The organism is Micromonospora sp. FIMYZ51 (assembly GCF_038246755.1).
Classification (GTDB): Bacteria; Actinomycetota; Actinomycetes; order Mycobacteriales; family Micromonosporaceae; genus Micromonospora.
On the sequence record NZ_CP134706.1, the window covers coordinates 5,912,133 to 5,927,043 of the forward strand.

The following is a 14,911-nucleotide window of genomic DNA, read 5'->3' on the forward strand; positions in this document are numbered from 1 at the left end:
TACGGGGATGAAGCTTTCCGCACCATGTTGAGGCCATAAGACCGATTTTCCCTCTAGGGGTTACTTAGGGGGAAGTGCACTCGTTGTCCAGCACGTGGGGGTTGCACTCAGAGACGCGCAGCGCTCGGTCACCAGTTGGTGCCGGCGCCACACCATCGGTGGTGACGGGACGGTAGCCGCCGTCCGTCGCGGACAGCGGCAGGGTGAGCCGGGAGCACTCAGCCGCGAACAGGAGCTGGAACTCATCGACACCCTCCGGGGCGCCCACCCCGACGCGTTCGGCCTGGACGAGGAGCTGTGGACCCGACAGAGTCTGCACGCCCTGATCCAGCAGCACTTCGGGCTGACCCTGGACGTCGGAGCGGTCGGGGCGTACCTGCGGGCCTGGGGACTCGGCCCGCGTGAGCCTCGGGAGCGGGCCTGCGGGCTCTGCGTCGGCGCGGTCGAGCGCTGGGTACGCAGCGAGTACCCGGCGATCACGCGGGCGGCCCAGGAGCACCTCGCCGAGGTCTACTGGATCGGTCGGGTCCGGCTGCGCGGCACCATGCCGGCGGCCGACGTGATCTCCGCCGTCTCCTCACGGGGTCGGGTGCGCTTCATGATCACCACACCGTCGGTGGACCCGCGGCTGCCGCGCGACTTCGTGCTCCGACTCAGCGGCGCCGAGCAACGCACCGTCCACCTGATCGTGGACGGTTCCTGGGCCCGCAGCGAGTGGCCGCGCCGACTCCCCCGCCGCATCGTGCCGCACCCGTTGCCCAGCTGCGGGCGGGCGCTTGCCGCTTGACCCACGGGTACCGATTCGGCGATCGGCTACGGGGTTTGCTAATCTTCTCCAGTCGCTGAGCCCCCGTAGCTCAGGGGATAGAGCACCGCCCTCCGGAGGCGGGGGCGCAGGTTCGAATCCTGCCGGGGGCACGTCACAGAACTGCAACAGCGCAGCCTGGTCGATCGCGTGCTGCACATCGAAGCCACCTTCACGCTTCCTGATCAGCGTCCAGAGGCCCAGTCACTCGACTGGGCCTCTGCCCTTTTCGCCGGTAGGGCCGGTTCGTCGGGGCTGACGGGGACCTTGCCTTGATCAGCCCTGTACGGGTCGGTGGCGTAGGCGAACACTTCCCCGGCGGGCCGGTCGACGTCGGTGCTGGTGGTGATCGGTGGCATCATCTGTCCTGGGTAAACAGGGCGGCGTAGCGGCTGAGGTAGAGCGGCCAGCCTTCGTCGTGGGCGACACCGTCACGCACGGACTCCCAGCCGGGGCCGTGCCGGTCGAGGTTGCGGTGTTCGAGTTCGACCCGGGTGCGGGTGGGGGTTTCAGCGACGAAGGTGACCTCCACCTCGCTGGCGTTCTCCGGCTCGGTCTCGATCTGCCACTGCGGGCTGATGTCCCAACTGAACACGACCCGGTGGGGCGGGTCGTAGGCCAGGACGCGGGCCCAGCGGCACTCGCTGCCGTCGGCGCCACGGTCGTAGATGTGGCCGCCCACCTTCGGCTCGAACACCGTTTCGGCGATCGGGGCACCGAGGAGGTTGTGCTCCGGCGGTTTGAAGTCGCCGAACCGTTCGGTGAACACGGTGAAGGCCCGCTCGATCGGCGCGTTGACGATGATGTGCCGGCGAACCGCCACGGCCGCTGGTTCGGTCATGAGTTCTCCTCGGTGGGCTGTTCGACGACGTCCTGGAAGCTGTCCAGGGCGCGGTTCCAGAACGCCTCAAGCTGATCACGTAGGGCGCTGAGACCGGCGGGATTGAGCCGGTAGACGCGGCGAGTCCCAACGGCGTGGTCGGTGACCAGTCCGGCGTCTTTGAGGATCTTCAGGTGTTGGGAGACCGCAGGCCGACTGATCGGCAGTTCGTGGGCGAGTTCGCTGACGGCTCGTGGTCGTTCGGCCAGGCAGGTGACGATGGCGAGCCTGGTGGGGTCGCCCAGAGCTTCCCAGCCCTCCTGGGCTTGGTAAGTAGCCACGAACGGTAAGCTACGACTTACCGATGCTCTTGGTCAAGGCTGCGGAGCTGGTAAAGCCGATCACCCGCGAGCGAGCTGGTCGACCGTGGCCGCTTTGGGGTTGACCAGCCATTGACCGCCGACGTGGACGGTAGGCACGGTTTCGTTGCCGTCGGCGACGGCGCGGACGGCCGCCGCCGCTTGAGGGTCGGCCCAGATGTTGATCTCGGTGAAAGTCAGGCCACGGCGGCGGAGTCCTCGGCGCAGCAGGTAGCAGTAGGGGCAGCCGGGTCGGCTGTACACGGTGATCGGCGTGTGGGACGCCTCGGCGTCGGTCATGGCGTGGATTCTCCACTGGGCCGGGTGGCGGTGCCGCAGATGTGCGGAGCAGCCGGACTGCTCGGTCCGGTGGCAGGGATCACCCTTCTCACCCACGAGCGGCCAGTTCTTCGACCATCGCTCACCGACGCGCGATCAAAGTAGCCATGATCCGGCTCATGGCCGTGCCCGGCTGTGCCCAGCGGGGCGGCGGAGCCGCTAGGAGGCCTGGCGGACGGGCATGTCGGCCAGCCAGACCTCGGCCAGGTCGCTGAGCGGGACGTCGAGGGCCTGGCTGAGGCAGACCACGGTGCCGAAGGCAGGTGCGGGAAGGCGGCCCGCCTCGATCTTGCGCAGCGTCTCGGGGGAGATGCCGGCCGCCAGCGCCACCTCGACGAGGCTGCGGCCGGCCCGCGCGGCCCGCAGGGCGACCCCGAGGCGCTGCCCCGCTGCGATCTGTTCCGCGGTGAGTGGTTGGCGAACCATGCCAGCAGGATATCGCCCCGGCCCGGGCGAACTGGCGTGGTATAAAAATACCGCATACGGAGGGGAGGCTGTCATGATCGAACTCAAGTCCGCCGAGGAGCTCGGCCGGATGGCGGTGACCGGCCAGTTCGTCGGTGAATTACTCGCCGAGCTGAGCGAGGTCGCCGCGGTCGGCGTCAACCTGATGGACCTCGAACACCACGCCCGCCGCCGGATCTCCGAGCGCGGCGCCGAATCCTGCTACTGGGACTATGCCCCGTCGTTCGGCCGCGGCCCGTTCCGCAACGTGCTCTGCCTGTCGGTAAACGACGCGGTGCTGCACGGCCTGCCGCACGACTACCTGCTGCGCGACGGTGACCTGCTCAGCATCGACATGGCCGTCGGCATCGACGGCTGGGTCGCCGACTCCGCCGTCTCCGTCATCGTCGGCACCCCCGACCCGGCCGACCTGAGGCTGATCGAGGCCACCGAGGTCGCCCTGGCAGCCGCCATCACCGCCGCCCAACCCGGCGGCCGGCTCGGCGACATCTCCGCCGCCATCGGCGAGGTCGCCCGCTCCTACGGCTACGGCGTCAACGGCGAGTTCGGCGGCCACGGCATCGGCCGCACCATGCACGAGGCACCGCACGTGCCAAACAACGGGCGCCCTCGCCGTGGCCTGAAACTTCAGCCCGGCCTCGCCATCGCCATCGAGCCCTGGTTCTGCCGCTCCACGGACAAAATCAAGTTCGACCCGGACGGTTGGACCATCCGCTCCGCCGACGGCTCCCGCACCGCCCACTCCGAACACACGGTCGCCATCACGGACTCCGGCCCCCAGGTCCTGACCCGCCGCCCCACACGCGACGCCACCTCGGCCGACCCCACCAGAAAGCCCGCATGCACCCCCTGATCCGGGTCCGCCGGGTCCGCCGCACGCCGATGTCCCGCATATCATCGAGCACCGTGATCGAACGAATCCTGCCGCCGGCCGTGGTGGTGGTCGAGTCCCGCACCGACCCCGACGAGGTCACGCTCTTCCCCGAGGAGGAGGCGGTAATCGCGAGGGCGGTGCAGAAACGTCGGCGCGAGTTCAGCACGGTGCGCGACTGCGCCCGCCGGGCGCTGGGCCAGCTGGGGCTGGCGCCGGCACCGATCCTGCCGGGCGTACGGGGTGCGCCGGTCTGGCCGGACGGGGTGGTCGGCAGCATGACCCACTGTGACGGCTACCGTGGCGCGGCCCTCGCCCGCTCGACCGAGATCGCCAGCATCGGAGTCGACGCCGAGCCACACGCACCGCTGCCGGAGGGCGTGCTCGACGCGATCGCCCTTCCCGACGAGCGGGTGCGTACCGCGACCCTGACCGCCGGCCAGCCGACGATCTGCTGGGATCGGCTGCTGTTCAGCGCGAAGGAGTCGGTGTACAAGGCGTGGTTTCCGCTTACCGGCCGGTGGCTGGGGTTCGAGGAGGCGGACATCGAGCTGGACCCGGCCGGCACCTTCGTCGCCCGGTTGCTGGTGCCCGGCCCGCTGCTCGGAGGCAAGCCGGTGAGCAGCTTCCACGGCCGGTTCCTGATCGACCAGGGCCTGCTGCTCACCACCATCGCCGTACCCCTCGACGGCTGAGCCGCCGCGAGGCCGACCGACGGCGCAACCGCCACGAGAGCCTCCGATGGCTGAGCCGGCGTCGGCCGGTCAACCCGTCGGCAGCCGGTTCTTCTGCACCTTGCCCAGGGCGTTGCGGGGCAGCGCGTCGACCAGCCGTACCTGCCGTGGCCGCTTGTGCACCGACAACTGCCGGGCCACGAAGTCGATCAGCTCCACCTCGCCCACGTCGTCGCCGACCACGTACGCCGTGACCTGCTGGCCGAGATCCGGATGGGGAGTGCCCACCACGGCGGCCTCCCGAACGCCGGGATGGGCCAGCAGCACCTCCTCGACCTCCCCGGCACCGATCCGGTAGCCACCGCTCTTGATCAGGTCGGTGGCGGACCGGCCGATGATCCGGTGCCAGCCATCCGGGCCGATCGTGGCCACGTCACCGGTGCGGAACCATCCGTCCGGAGTGTGGCTCGCCTCGTCGGCGTCCGGCCGGTGGAGATAGCCGTCGAAGAGGGTTGGCCCGCGGACCTCAAGTTCCCCGATCGCGGCACCGTCGGTCGGCAGCGGCTCCCCCCGCTCGTCCACCACCCGGGTCTGCACCCCCGGTAACGGCACCCCGACTGCGCCGGGACGGCGGTCACCGTCCGCCCGGGCGCTCACCGTGATCAACGTCTCGGTCATCCCGTACCGTTCGACCACCCGGTGGCCGGTGAGCCCGGCCAGGTCGGCGAAGACCGAGCTGGGTAGGCCCGCGCTGCCCGAGACCAGCAACCGCGCCGCACGCAGCGCCCTGGCCGCGGCCGGATCGGCCGCGATCCGCGACCAGACGGTGGGGACTCCGAAGTAGAGCGAGCCGGCGGCGGTCGCGTACCGCTCCGGGTGGGGTCGACCCACGTGGCGCAGCCGGCTGCCCACCCGCAGTGGACCCAGTACGCCGAGCACGAGGCCGTGCACGTGGAACAGCGGCAACCCGTGCACCAGCAGGTCGTCCGGGGTCCAGCGCCACGCCTCGGCGAGCCCGTCGAGGCAGGCGGCGACCGCCCGTCGCGAGAGGACGACGCCCTTCGGCGGCCCGGTGGTGCCGCTGGTGTAGAGCACCAGCGCCGTCCGGGCCGGCTCCGGCTCGGCGTACCCGGTGTCCGAACGTCGCGTCAGGTCGACGGGGATGATCGGCGGCCCCGATCCGTCGCCCCAGCCGGTCCCAGGCGGGGCGAGCATCGCCCGGGCCGCCGAGTCCCGCAGGATGTGGCCGCGTTCCACCGGGCCGGCGTCCGGCGGCACCGGCACGACCGCCGCGCCGGCCAGCAGCGCGCCGACCACGCCCACCACCGTCTCCAGGCTGGCGGTCGCCTCGACGGCGACCCGGTCCAGCCCGCGTACGTCGTCGGCGACCGCGGTGGCGAGCTGTCGCAGTTCCACCCAGGACACCGCCCGGTCCACGATGCGGACCGCCTCCGGGGACTCGTCGGTGGTGGCGGAGAGCCAGTCGAGCAGCGGCACGGCAGTCACCCTTCTCAGTCGGTGGCGGCGCGCCGGGCACGGGCCCGACGACGCCCCTCGTGCATCGCCTGCACCCGCGGCACCGGAATGCTCCGGCCCTCCGCCACCAGGTCGGCGGGGAGTTGCTGCGGCGGCGGCATCAGCTCGGTCCACGGGTCCCGGTCCACCAACAGCTCGGGGACCGTCCGGATGGTGAAGTCGGCAGGTGTCACGGACCCCAGCTCCGGCCAGGGCACCGGGAAGGAGACCGGCACCCCGGGTCGTAGCCGTGGGCTGTAGACCGACACGACGGTGGCGCCACCGGACCGGGTCGGATCGACGAAGACCTTCCCGCCCCGGTCCTCCCGGATGAACGCGGTGGTCGCCAGCGCCGGATCCAGCCGCTCCGCGTGCGCCGCGAGGGCCCGGGTGGCCGCGGCCAACTCCTCGGCGTCCGGGCCGGGGGCGATCGGCACGAAGACGTGCACACCCTTGGCTCCGCTGGTCTTCACCGCACCGGCCAGCCCGGCGTCGTCGAGGGCCTGCCGGACCAGCAACGCGGCGGCCACCCCGGCGGCGAAGCCGCCGTCGGCGGGCGGGTCGAGGTCGAGCACCAGGTGGGTGGGGCGGCTCAGGTCGTCGACCGTGGCCAGGGTCGGGTGGTACTCCACCGCCCGCTGGTTGGCGAACCAGAGCAGCGTACGGCGGTCGTCGCAGAGCGCGTACGCGATCTCCCGGCGCGACGCCTCGGCCCAGATCGGCACCCGGCGTACCCAGTCGGGGGCGTAGTTCGGCAGGTTCTTCTGCATGAACGGTGGCTGGCCCGGACGCACCCGGACCACCGACAGCGGACGGTCCCGCAGCTGCGGGACGAGGCGGTCGGCGACCGCGTCGAGGTAGTCGACCAGGTCGCGCTTGACCGCGCCGGAGCCGTCGAACAGCACCTGGTCGAGATTGGTAAGCGCCACACCGTCCCGGGTCTTCTCCGCCCCGCTCACCCGACCACCATCCCGGTCCTACGCCCGGCGGTCAACCGAGACACGTCCCGATCCCGGCATGCTCGCTCAGTTGAGTGGACCTCCGGCGGCGACCGCGGCGAGCAGCCGGGCGGTGTGCGCGCGGGTGGCCGCGTACAGGCCGGAGCCGTAGCTGACCCGGGCCACCCCGAGGGCGGCCAACTCGGCGATCGTCGGTACTCCGGCACGGGCCAGCACGTTCACCGGCGCCGCCATCGCCTCGACGAAGCTGCCCAGCGCTGCCGGCTCGGCCAGCACGATCGGGTAGACGCAGTCCGCGCCGGCCGCCAGGTAGCGCCGGCCACGCCGGATCGCCTCGGCGAGCCGCTCGGCCGGCTTCCGGTCGGGGTGCAGGAAGACGTCCACCCGGGCGTTGAGCACCACCGCCACCCCGGCCGTATCGGCCGCCGCGCGTACTCCGGCCAGCAACTCGGCCTGCTCCTCGGCGTCCACCAGAGCGCCGGTACGCGGGTCGGAATCCTCCAGGTTGAGCCCGACCGCACCGGCTTCGAGCAGGCGCGTGACCAGCTCGTCCGGCTTCCGGCCGTACCCCCGCTCCAGGTCGGCGGTGACCGGCACGTCGACCGCCCGGGTGATTCGCGCCACGGCGCCGAACATCTCGTCCAGCGGGAGGTTCTCCCCGTCGCGGTGGCCGAGCGACTCGGCCACGGCGGCGCTGCCGGTGGCCACGGCCGGGAAACCGGCGTCGGCCACCGCCCGGGCCGAGCCGGCGTCCCACACGTTGGGCAGGACCAGCGGGTCACCCGGCCGGTGCAGAGCGCGCAGCGCGCTGGCCCGCGCGCTCAGAGAAACGGACATGGGGTGGATTCTCGGGCAGCCGGCTGGCAAGCCTGAAGGACCAATCCAGGGCGAGTGGCTGTGGGGAACACCACTGATCTGACCGATCGGTCAGCTGCTGACCGATCGGTCAGGCATGCTGGGGGCCATGGCCCGCACCACCCCGCAGACGCATGGCGAGATCCTGGCCGCTGCGGCCCGCCGCTTCGGCGTCACCGGCTACCGGGGCACCTCCCTACAGGACATCGCCGGTGAGGTCGGCTGCTCGAAGGCGGCGGTGCTCTATCACTTCGCCAACAAGGAGGCCATCCTCACCGAGTTGATGGCTCCGGCGATCGAGGTGCTGCGTTCGCTCGACAAGCGGATCGCGGCCCAGGCAGATCCGGCGTCGGCCCAGCGGGTCGCCGCCGAGGGCTTCGTCGACCTCGCGGTCCGCTTCCGCGGCGAGATCGCGCTGCTCCGCGGTGAGTTCCCGGAGCTGATGCAACAGCCCGGCTTCGCGCACATCCAACAGATCTCCGAGCGGCTGCTCGACGCGCTCGCCGGGCGAAGCGCGCGGGCGCCGGCCCGGATCGCCGCGTTCGTGCTGCTCGCCGGCGTCGCCGAGACCTGCGGCGAGTTTGCCGACGTGCCCGACGAGGAACTGCGCAGATCGCTGCTGACGCTGCTGCGACGGGCCCTGGAACCCGTCAACTGACCCGTTCCACAAGCAACTACCGAGGGAAAGGACCTCATGGCGACCCTGCTCTACCGGCTTGGCCGGGGTGCGATGCGCCGACGGCGACTCGTCGCCGCGATCTGGCTCGTCGTACTCGTCGGGCTCGGCCTGGCTGCGGCGACCCTGCGCGGCCCGACGGCCAGCAACTTCACCATGCCCGGCACCGAGTCCCAGCGCGCGATCGACCTGCTCGCCGAGCAGTTCCCGGCGGCAGCCGGCGCCACCGGCACGATCGCGGTCAAGGCACCGGACGCCGGCCAGCTCGGCACACCCGAGGGTCAGGCGGTGGTCCAGGGCATCACCCAGGAGGCGACCGCCGTGCCCGGGGTGATCGGTGCGGTCGACCCCTTCCAGGTCGGTGCCGTCTCGCCAGACGGCCAGTACGCGCTGGTCCAGGTGCAGTTCAACGGCGGCGTGGACACGATGACCGACGAACAGCGGGACGCCTACCAGGAGGTGGGTGCCCAGGCCAAGGCCCAGGGCTGGCAGGTCGCCCCCGGCGGTGAGGTGCTCAACGCCGAACCCGAGGTCGGGTCCACCGAGGCGATCGGTGTGGCGGTGGCACTCGTCGTCCTGATCGTCACCTTCGGCTCGCTGGTCGCGGCGGGCATGACCATGCTCAACGCGCTGATCGGCGTCGGCGTCGGCATGGCCGGACTGTTCGCGCTCAGCGACGTGATCGAACTGACCAGCACCGCGCCGATCCTGGCGCTGATGCTCGGCCTCGCCGTCGGCATCGACTACTCGCTCTTCATCACCTCCCGGTACCGGCAGAACCTGCTCGACGGGCTACCGGCCGACGAGGCGGTCGGCCGGGCGGTCGGCACCGCCGGCTCGGCGGTGGTCTTCGCCGGCGCCACGGTGGTCATCGCCCTGGCCGGACTCGCCGTGGTGAACATTCCCTTCCTCACCGTGATGGGTCTGGCCGCGGCCGGCACGGTGACCGTCGCGGTGCTGGTGGCGATCACCCTTCAGCCGGCCCTGCTGGGCTTCGCCGCCGGCCGGGTGCTGCCCCGCCGACTGCGCAACTCGGTCCCGGTGACGACCGGAAACAGCGATCGGGCCACCGGGGAGAGCGACCGGACCGCCGGGCACAACGCCCCGGCCGACGGCACCGGCGACACGTCGACCGACGGCAGCGGCAGTGCGTCGACCGACCACCCGGCGCCGCAGGCCGCCACCATCGCCGGGGAGGACCGTTCGGCGTTCGGATTCCGCTGGGCCGAACTGATCACCCGCTTCCGGATCCCGGTGATCCTGGTCGGCGTACTCGGTCTCGGGTTGCTTGCGCTGCCCGCGCCGGACATGCGGCTCGCCCTGCCGGACGCCGGCACCGCGCCGACCGGCACGGCCGCCCGGGTCTCCAACGATCTGATCACCGAGGGCTTCGGACCCGGCTTCACCGGCCGCCTCGCGGTGGTCGTGGCCGGCGACGACGCCGCCGCCACCGCGGCGGCGATCCCGCAGGTGACCGGCCTCGTGCAGCGCAACGAGAACGTGCTGGCGGTGGCGCCGCCGCAGCTCAGCCCGGACGGCCGGACCGCGCTGCTCGGGGTGATCCCGCAGACCGGGCCGACCGACCCGGCCACCGAGACGATGGTGCAGGACATCCGTACGGCCGTCGCCGACGTCCCGAACGCGGACGTGCTGCTTACCGGCGTGACCGCGGTCGGCATCGACATCTCGGAGAAGCTCTCCGACGCCCTGCCGGTCTACCTGACGCTTGTCGTCGGGCTGTCGATCCTGCTGCTCATGCTGGTGTTCCGGTCGCTGCTGGTGCCGGTCAAGGCGGCGCTTGGCTTCCTGCTCACCGTGGCCGCGACGTTCGGTATCACGGTGGCGGTGTTCCAGCAGGGTCACCTCGCCGACCTGGTCGGCCTGGACACCCCCGGTCCGCTGATCAGCTTCCTGCCGATCCTGCTGATCGGCATCCTGTTCGGCCTGGCCATGGACTACGAGGTCTTCCTGGTCTCCCGGATGCGGGAGGACTTCGTGCACGGTGACACCGCCCGGCAGGCCACCATCAACGGGATGGGCCACGGCGCCCGGGTGGTGACCGCCGCCGCACTGATCATGACGTCGGTCTTCGGTGGCTTCGTCTTCCTCGACGACCCGGTGATCAAGTCGATGGGCTTCGCACTCGCCATCGGCGTGGCCATCGACGCCTTCGTGGTCCGGATGACGATCGTCCCGGCGGTGATGTCGCTGCTCGGCAAGGCGGCCTGGTGGCTACCGCGCTGGCTGGACCGGGCGCTGCCAAACGTCGACATCGAGGGCGAGAAACTCCGCGCCCAACTCGACAAGGTGTAGGCAAGCAAGGATGCAAGGAGGGGCCCCCTGTTAACGCCTCGTGCATAGCAGGGGGCCCTTATTAACGCGCCTCCGCCTTATTAACGCGCCTCCGCCCGATTAACGCGCCTCCGCCCGCGCGTGACTCAGACGCCGGCCGGGTACGTCTCCATCTCGCCAGGCGTGGAAAGCGCGGGCAACGGATGCAGCGCGGTCGTCTCGTCGCACCAGATGAAGGCGTCGTACCGCGCCCCCAGCTGGGTGGGCACGTAGTTGCCCCACGACTCGAACGACGGGTCGTACACCACTCCGATCGCCCGGTGGTCGTAGGTGTCGGTGACCCAACCGGGCTGGTCCGGTCCGCCGAAGATCAGCACCGCGCGTTCCGGCATGAGTTCGTGCAGCCGGTGCTCCACCGAGCCGGGACGGGCCGGCGGCACCAGCATCGCCTCGGCCGGTGACCCCCAGCGCGGCGCGGCGATCGCCGTGCCGCGCCAGCTGCCGAAACCGATGAGCACGACGCCGTCGGCACCGTGGCGTTCCCGGGCCAGCTGGCCGATGTTCACCATCCCGTCGTCAGCCATGTCGGTCGCCCGCGCGTCGCCGACGTGCGTGTTGTGCGCCCAGACCACCCCCCGGGCGCCCGGCCCGTAGCGGTCCAGCAACCGGTCAAGCGTGTCGGCCATGTGGGTGTCCCGGACGTTCCACGAACCCGGACCACCGGCGACCATCTCCCGGTAGTAGCGCTCGGCGCCGGCCACCACCTCCGCGTTCTGCCAGGCCGAGAAGGCGCCCGGTCCGTCCACGGCGGCCTGTTCCCGGGTACGCGCCAGCAGCCGTACCACCTCCGGCTCGCAGCGTGCGGAGACGAACCGGCTGGCGATGCCGTACTCCTCGACCCGCTTGCCGTACGGCTCGAAGCAGCGGTACGCCTCCTGCGCGGCCTCCAGCGACGCCGGGTCCTCCTCGCCCAGATAGTCGAAGATCGCCTGCATCGACTCCCAGAGGCTGTAGACGTCGAGGCCGTGGAAACCGGCCCGGGCCGGCTCGGCCCGCTCCATGTTCCACGCCCGCAACCAGCGACAGAAGCGGGCCACCTCGGCGTTCGCCCACATCCACGTCGGCCACCGCTCGAAGCGCTCAAGCGCGATCTGCGGCTCGACCGCACCGCCCGGCGCGCCGACCACCGAGCGGTGCACCCGGTCGCAGTCGGGCCAGTCACCCTCCACCGCGACGAAGTTGAAGCCGCACTCGGCGATCAACCGGCGGGTCAACTGCTCCCGGATCCGGTAGTAGTCGTAGCTGCCGTGCGTCGCCTCCCCGATCATCACCACCCGGGCGTCCCGAACGCGCTCCAGCAACGGGTCGAAGTCGCTCGGCGCGCCGAGCCGCTGTACGAGCATGACCGCGGCTACCCCGCACCCCGGCGGGCAAACGCGGGGCGGCGCGGTGGTGTGCCGGGACGGTCGGCGGGGTAGCTCTGACGGCATGACCGACAGCGGTGTCTCCCTGCCGGAGTACCTCGTGGGCCTGGACTACCCCGTGTCCCGCGAGGACCTCGTCCGCTGGTGCCAGGAGAACGGCGCGAGCACGGCGGAGTTGCAGACCGTACGGTCGCTGCCGGTGGAGCAGTTCGGTTCCCCCGACGAGCTGGCCGAGGCGCTGCGCAGCACGCTCTGACCGAGCACCTCAGCGGGCGTGCAGCAGGCGGTGCAGGACCAGCCACTGCTCCGGCCAGACGTGCCCGACCGGGGCGGCCGGGTCGAGTCGGCTGGCCCGCAGCGCCGCCGCCAGCCGGGCGCGCGGATACCGGCGGCCAAGCGACGCCGCGAGGGAACCGCCGACCCCGCCGAAGCCCAGCTCGACCATCGAGCGGTACGCCGGCAGGGCGGACGGTGCCAGCAGCGGCTGGGTCCGCCGCTCGATGCGCAGGATGCCCGCCTCGACCCGGGGCACCGGACGAAAGGCGGTACGCGGAATCCGCCCGGCGTAGCGCCAGCCGAACTCCGGCCAGGTCAGCACGGTCAACCGGCTCCACCGGCCGTAGTCACCGGCACGGCGACGGGCGTACTCCAACTGGGTGAGCAACGTCGCCGTACGCAGCCGGGGCGCGGCCAGGCACCAGCGCACCACGGCCGCGGTAAGCGACCACGGGATGTTGCCGACCACGGCGAACTCCTCGCGCGGCGGCGACGCGGCGAGGAAATCGGCCTGGCGGTGGGTCACCGTGGGCAGGGCCGCGCAGACCCGGGCCAGTTCCGCACCGGCGTCGGGATCCACCTCGTAGGCGACCAGCCGGCCGCAGCGCGCGGCCAGTGGCCGGGTCAGTTGGCCACGCCCGGCGCCCACCTCGATCACCAGACCATCGGGATCCGGGCGGGCGGCCTCGACCATCCGCGCGATCGCGGCCGGGTCGGCGAGGAAGTTCTGGGAGAGTACGCGACGGGACCGGTCGCGCTCGGTGGTGCGGGTACGGCGGGGTGCCATCTGGCGGTCGTCCTGTCTGTCGCCGAAGGGGCGACGGATGCGGACAGGCAGCCGGAGTCGGGGCCTGTCCGAGGGATCGGGACTCGGACGACCCTGGTGAATTGGCGCGAGAGCAGCACCTGCGGGGCAGGCGGTGCCGAAGGCGTACGCGGAGGCGTCAGTCGCGGATCATCGCGCCGGCCAGGGCCGGGCGCCGGACTCGCGGGCGGGCCTGCGACAGCGGCCCGAACGCGGCCGACGCAACGGCCGCGTTGATCAGAGCGTACGTACCCATGGCCGCGACCCTACGACCCGCCGGCCGACCCGGCCACCGCTTTTTCGGTAGTCGAGGCCGGCCTCGGCGCTGCGCGGGTCGGCTCAGCCGGCCAGGTCGACGGCGGTGGACCGGGTGCGGGCGGCGTCGGCGGCGGCGAGTACGGCCACCACCTCGCGGCCGAAGCGCACGTCGCAGCGGTGGTCCCGGGTGCCGGCGTCGATCTCCGTAAGCAGTTGGTCGATCGCCGCCCCGAACGCCGTCGCCGAACTTCCGCTCGGGTTGGGGAGGGTCTCGACCCCGTTCTCGCCGTAGAAGACGAACTCGCTGGCCACCGCCGTCGGCGGGGCGTCCAGGGTCAGCGACACCGTGCTGACGGCACCGCCGTCGTGAGTGAGCAGCAGGTGCACCAGGCCGCCCGGACCGTCGACGGCCACCACCCGGGTCACCCGGCCGAGCACCGGCAGCAGGATCGCCAGGGCGTGCGGGCCGATGTCCCAGAGTGCGCCGTGCTGGCGGCGCCAGGGCGACTGTCCGTACGGGCTGCTGGGCTGGAAGATCGAGGCGAACCGGATCACGTGTGCGGTGTGCCAGCCACCGGCGGCTGCGGCGGCGGCCACGAAGCCGGCGACCTCGGGCTGGTAGCGGGCGGTGAAGAAGACCACCGACGCCACGCCGGAGCGGGTCGCCGCGTCGACCACCCGGTCGGCGTCGGCGAGGCTGAGCGCGAGTGGCTTGTCCAGCAACAGGTGCCGCTTGGCGTTGGCGGCCCGCACGGCGATCTCCGCCTGGACGTCCGGCGGCAGCGCGACGGCCACCACGTCACAGGCTTCGATAAGCGCGTCCACGTCGTCGAAGGCCGGTACGCCGTAGCGGGTGGCGAGCGCGGCGGCCCGATCCCGGTTGCGACCCCAGACACCCACCAGTTCGGCCCTCGGGTGCGCGTCGAGCGCCGCCCCGTGCGTTTCCGCCGCCCAGTGCCCGGTGCCGAACAACCCGAACCGCATCCCGCGAACCTCCCCATCGTCGTCGATGCCGCAGCCGGGCCACGGCACGCCCACGCTATCGGTTGCCGGGCGCGACCGGGCTTTACTACGGGGCTTAGTAGAGTGATGCGGTGAGCGAATTGAGCGCCGGACGGCGTCGGTGAGCGGCACCGGGTCCCCGGTCGACGGCGTGCTGGCCGTCGCCGCCATCGTGTTGTCGCTGTTGGTCGCCGCCTGGGCACTTGTGGCCACGCTGCGCCACCGGCCACCGGACCGGGTGCAGTTGATCGGCCTGGCCGTAATGGAACTGCTTCTGCTCGGGCTGGGGGTGTTGGCCGGGGTGGCGCTCGCCGGTGGCGAGCAACCGGGCGAGCCGGGTGCGTTCTTCGGCTACCTGGTCACGCTTGTCTGCCTGCCGCCGCTGGCGGCGGTGCTGGCCCGGATGGAGCCGACCCGCTGGGGGTCGGCGATCGTCTGCGCGATCTGCCTGGTGACGCCGGTGGTCGTGATCCGGCTGCAACAGACCTGGGAGTTGATCGGTGGCTGAGCTGCGGA

General features: G+C 71.8%; 17 protein-coding genes and 1 tRNA gene. 8 read left to right on the plus strand and 10 right to left on the minus strand.

All coding sequences use genetic code 11. From position 1 onward, the window contains the following. The first annotated feature begins 94 nt into the window (after positions 1-94). Positions 95-787 carry a winged helix-turn-helix domain-containing protein gene (locus QQG74_RS26400; protein ID WP_341717392.1) on the plus strand — a complete coding sequence of 231 codons (693 nt, stop codon included), beginning with the start codon at positions 95-97 and terminating at the stop codon, positions 785-787. A 59-nt stretch (positions 788-846) separates the two neighbouring features. Further along, a tRNA-Arg gene (locus QQG74_RS26405) sits at positions 847-918 on the plus strand. Positions 919-1,163: 245 nt separating this feature from the next. Here the strand turns inward: QQG74_RS26405 and QQG74_RS26410 are convergent. The 4 genes from QQG74_RS26410 to QQG74_RS26425 form a co-directional block, all read right to left on the minus strand. Continuing rightward, entirely contained in the window at positions 1,164-1,646 is a 483-nt protein-coding gene (locus QQG74_RS26410; RefSeq protein WP_341717393.1) for an SRPBCC family protein, read from the minus strand. Next, positions 1,643-1,966: a metalloregulator ArsR/SmtB family transcription factor gene (locus tag QQG74_RS26415; protein ID WP_341717394.1), complete on the minus strand. Its 324-nt coding sequence runs from the start codon at positions 1,964-1,966 to the stop codon at positions 1,643-1,645. The genes QQG74_RS26410 and QQG74_RS26415 overlap by 4 nt, the downstream gene beginning before the upstream one ends. A gap of 60 nt (positions 1,967-2,026) precedes the next feature. Continuing rightward, positions 2,027-2,284, minus strand: coding sequence for a glutaredoxin domain-containing protein (locus tag QQG74_RS26420; protein ID WP_341717395.1), 258 nt, complete (start codon positions 2,282-2,284; stop codon positions 2,027-2,029). A gap of 198 nt (positions 2,285-2,482) precedes the next feature. Next, a complete protein-coding gene (locus QQG74_RS26425) occupies positions 2,483-2,749 on the minus strand; it encodes a helix-turn-helix transcriptional regulator (RefSeq protein WP_341717396.1) in 267 nt (88 codons plus the stop codon). 73 nt (positions 2,750-2,822) lie between these two features. Between QQG74_RS26425 and map the strand changes: the two genes are divergently transcribed. Next, positions 2,823-3,641 (plus strand): type I methionyl aminopeptidase, encoded by an 819-nt coding sequence (gene map / locus QQG74_RS26430; protein WP_341717397.1) that lies wholly within the window; start codon positions 2,823-2,825, stop codon positions 3,639-3,641. Positions 3,642-3,694: 53 nt separating this feature from the next. After that, on the plus strand, positions 3,695-4,354 hold the full coding sequence (locus QQG74_RS26435) for a 4'-phosphopantetheinyl transferase superfamily protein (protein WP_341717398.1): 660 nt from the start codon (positions 3,695-3,697) through the stop codon (positions 4,352-4,354). A 69-nt stretch (positions 4,355-4,423) separates the two neighbouring features. Here QQG74_RS26435 and QQG74_RS26440 read toward each other — a convergent pair whose 3' ends face one another. The 3 genes from QQG74_RS26440 to QQG74_RS26450 form a co-directional block, all read right to left on the minus strand. After that, complete coding sequence (locus QQG74_RS26440; RefSeq protein WP_341721391.1) at positions 4,424-5,830, minus strand: acyl-CoA synthetase; 1,407 nt, start codon at positions 5,828-5,830, stop codon at positions 4,424-4,426. Positions 5,831-5,844: 14 nt separating this feature from the next. Continuing rightward, positions 5,845-6,807 (minus strand): ATP-dependent DNA ligase, encoded by a 963-nt coding sequence (locus tag QQG74_RS26445; protein WP_341717399.1) that lies wholly within the window; start codon positions 6,805-6,807, stop codon positions 5,845-5,847. A gap of 66 nt (positions 6,808-6,873) precedes the next feature. After that, positions 6,874-7,644: an isocitrate lyase/phosphoenolpyruvate mutase family protein gene (locus QQG74_RS26450; protein ID WP_341717400.1), complete on the minus strand. Its 771-nt coding sequence runs from the start codon at positions 7,642-7,644 to the stop codon at positions 6,874-6,876. 127 nt (positions 7,645-7,771) lie between these two features. On the opposite strand from QQG74_RS26450, the gene QQG74_RS26455 reads away from it, so the two are divergent. Beyond that, positions 7,772-8,320 carry a TetR/AcrR family transcriptional regulator gene (locus QQG74_RS26455; RefSeq protein WP_341717401.1) on the plus strand — a complete coding sequence of 183 codons (549 nt, stop codon included), beginning with the start codon at positions 7,772-7,774 and terminating at the stop codon, positions 8,318-8,320. 36 nt (positions 8,321-8,356) lie between these two features. Further along, positions 8,357-10,651 carry an MMPL family transporter gene (locus QQG74_RS26460; protein ID WP_341717402.1) on the plus strand — a complete coding sequence of 765 codons (2,295 nt, stop codon included), beginning with the start codon at positions 8,357-8,359 and terminating at the stop codon, positions 10,649-10,651. 125 nt (positions 10,652-10,776) lie between these two features. Here QQG74_RS26460 and QQG74_RS26465 read toward each other — a convergent pair whose 3' ends face one another. Further along, a complete protein-coding gene (locus QQG74_RS26465) occupies positions 10,777-12,033 on the minus strand; it encodes an erythromycin esterase family protein (protein ID WP_341717403.1) in 1,257 nt (418 codons plus the stop codon). A gap of 85 nt (positions 12,034-12,118) precedes the next feature. Here QQG74_RS26465 and QQG74_RS26470 point away from each other — a divergent pair, with 85 nt between their 5' ends. Continuing rightward, the gene (locus QQG74_RS26470) at positions 12,119-12,310 is read left to right on the plus strand and encodes a DUF2795 domain-containing protein (RefSeq protein WP_341717404.1); all 192 of its coding nucleotides are present in this window, start codon (positions 12,119-12,121) and stop codon (positions 12,308-12,310) included. Between the two features lie 9 nt (positions 12,311-12,319). On the opposite strand, the gene erm is transcribed toward QQG74_RS26470, so the two are convergent. Beyond that, positions 12,320-13,117, minus strand: a complete 798-nt coding sequence (erm, locus tag QQG74_RS26475) for an ErmE/ErmH/ErmO/ErmR family 23S rRNA (adenine(2058)-N(6))-methyltransferase (RefSeq protein ID WP_341717405.1) — start codon at positions 13,115-13,117, stop codon at positions 12,320-12,322. Positions 13,118-13,474: 357 nt separating this feature from the next. Beyond that, on the minus strand, positions 13,475-14,377 hold the full coding sequence (locus QQG74_RS26480; RefSeq protein WP_341717406.1) for a Gfo/Idh/MocA family oxidoreductase: 903 nt from the start codon (positions 14,375-14,377) through the stop codon (positions 13,475-13,477). A 118-nt stretch (positions 14,378-14,495) separates the two neighbouring features. Between QQG74_RS26480 and QQG74_RS26485 the strand changes: the two genes are divergently transcribed. Then, on the plus strand, positions 14,496-14,903 hold the full coding sequence (locus tag QQG74_RS26485) for a hypothetical protein (RefSeq protein WP_341721392.1): 408 nt from the start codon (positions 14,496-14,498) through the stop codon (positions 14,901-14,903). Positions 14,904-14,911: the final 8 nt, after the last annotated feature.

Bases quoted from the DNA above. Each gene is read 5' to 3' on its own strand.
- QQG74_RS26410 (WP_341717393.1), bottom strand. From the start codon at position 1,646: ATGACCGAACCAGCGGCCGTGGCGGTTCGCCGGCACATCATCGTCAAC.
- QQG74_RS26425 (WP_341717396.1), bottom strand. From the start codon at position 2,749: ATGGTTCGCCAACCACTCACCGCGGAACAGATCGCAGCGGGGCAGCGC.
- QQG74_RS26470 (WP_341717404.1), top strand. From the start codon at position 12,119: ATGACCGACAGCGGTGTCTCCCTGCCGGAGTACCTCGTGGGCCTGGAC.
- erm (WP_341717405.1), bottom strand. From the start codon at position 13,117: ATGGCACCCCGCCGTACCCGCACCACCGAGCGCGACCGGTCCCGTCGC.
- map (WP_341717397.1), top strand. From the start codon at position 2,823: ATGATCGAACTCAAGTCCGCCGAGGAGCTCGGCCGGATGGCGGTGACC.
- QQG74_RS26455 (WP_341717401.1), top strand. From the start codon at position 7,772: ATGGCCCGCACCACCCCGCAGACGCATGGCGAGATCCTGGCCGCTGCG.
- QQG74_RS26420 (WP_341717395.1), bottom strand. From the start codon at position 2,284: ATGACCGACGCCGAGGCGTCCCACACGCCGATCACCGTGTACAGCCGA.
- QQG74_RS26465 (WP_341717403.1), bottom strand. From the start codon at position 12,033: ATGCTCGTACAGCGGCTCGGCGCGCCGAGCGACTTCGACCCGTTGCTG.
- QQG74_RS26460 (WP_341717402.1), top strand. From the start codon at position 8,357: ATGGCGACCCTGCTCTACCGGCTTGGCCGGGGTGCGATGCGCCGACGG.
- QQG74_RS26480 (WP_341717406.1), bottom strand. From the start codon at position 14,377: ATGCGGTTCGGGTTGTTCGGCACCGGGCACTGGGCGGCGGAAACGCAC.
- QQG74_RS26450 (WP_341717400.1), bottom strand. From the start codon at position 7,644: ATGTCCGTTTCTCTGAGCGCGCGGGCCAGCGCGCTGCGCGCTCTGCAC.